Raw genomic sequence first — 435 nt, forward strand, 5'->3', positions numbered from 1 at the left:
TCCTCACAAGATTACACTATAGAGAATAGTTTAATTGTTACTTCAACAAAGAATTTTGACATCAAAGTAAAGGCGGACGGAGAATTCTTTACAGATGGCACCAACAATATTCCAGTAAATGTTCTAACTATTAAAGCAGTGTCCGGTGGAACTATGGCAGGTACGCAGAACACTATCGAGTTATCCAATTCCGATCAAAAGTTAATCGATAATGCTCCTTTGGGTAGTGCATTGACACTTGATTTGAATTATGAGATTCCAGCGGCTAAATCTTCTTCCTCTGATATTTTAGGAAAGCCAGCAGGTACGTATACACAAACAGTGACTTATACAGCGACAGCGCTATAAGCCCAACAATTTTAAAGATGAATTTAGGGATTCCCTTGGTTGCAGATACGGCAATCTTGGGAATCCTTTTAGTTTATTGCATAACTA

General features: G+C 37.9%; 1 pseudogene. It reads left to right on the plus strand.

The window, feature by feature from the left end:
• Positions 1 to 348, plus strand: a pseudogene (locus tag F1E73_RS17395) (peptidoglycan-binding protein LysM); the annotation flags it as partial.
• Between the last annotated feature and the right edge of the window lie 87 nt (positions 349 to 435).

This window comes from Arenibacter lacus (genome assembly GCF_008711145.1).
GTDB classification, from domain to species: domain Bacteria; phylum Bacteroidota; class Bacteroidia; order Flavobacteriales; family Flavobacteriaceae; genus Arenibacter; species Arenibacter amylolyticus.